The organism is Aliamphritea spongicola (assembly GCF_017051665.1).
Lineage (GTDB): Bacteria > Pseudomonadota > Gammaproteobacteria > Pseudomonadales > Balneatricaceae > Amphritea > Amphritea spongicola.
This window is the reverse complement of sequence record NZ_JAFIDL010000093.1, coordinates 1-290: the sequence shown is the minus strand read 5'-3', so window position 1 is coordinate 290 and position 290 is coordinate 1. Positions and strand designations below refer to the sequence as shown.

The window sequence follows — 290 nt, the reverse complement described above, 5'->3', positions numbered from 1 at the left end:
AGCTGGCCCGGCCAGATGCGGACCATCTACGGTGACCACGAGCGCTTCAAGCAGACCTATTTCAGCGCCTATCCCGGCATGTACTTCACCGGCGACGGTGCCCGCCGCGACGAAGACGGCCACTACTGGATCACCGGTCGGGTGGACGACGTACTGAACGTATCCGGCCACCGCCTGGGCACCGCCGAGGTGGAAAGCGCCCTGGTCGCCCATGGCAAGGTCGCGGAAGCTGCGGTGGTGGGCTATCCCCATGAAATCAAAGGGCAGGGGATCTACGTGTACGTCACCCT

1 protein-coding gene is annotated in these 290 nt (G+C 64.1%); it reads left to right on the top strand.

Annotated features, from left to right (window positions below):
* Positions 1 to 290, top strand: a 290-nt coding sequence (locus JYB63_RS22885) for an AMP-binding enzyme (protein ID WP_205660223.1), incomplete at both ends; no start/stop codon positions are given.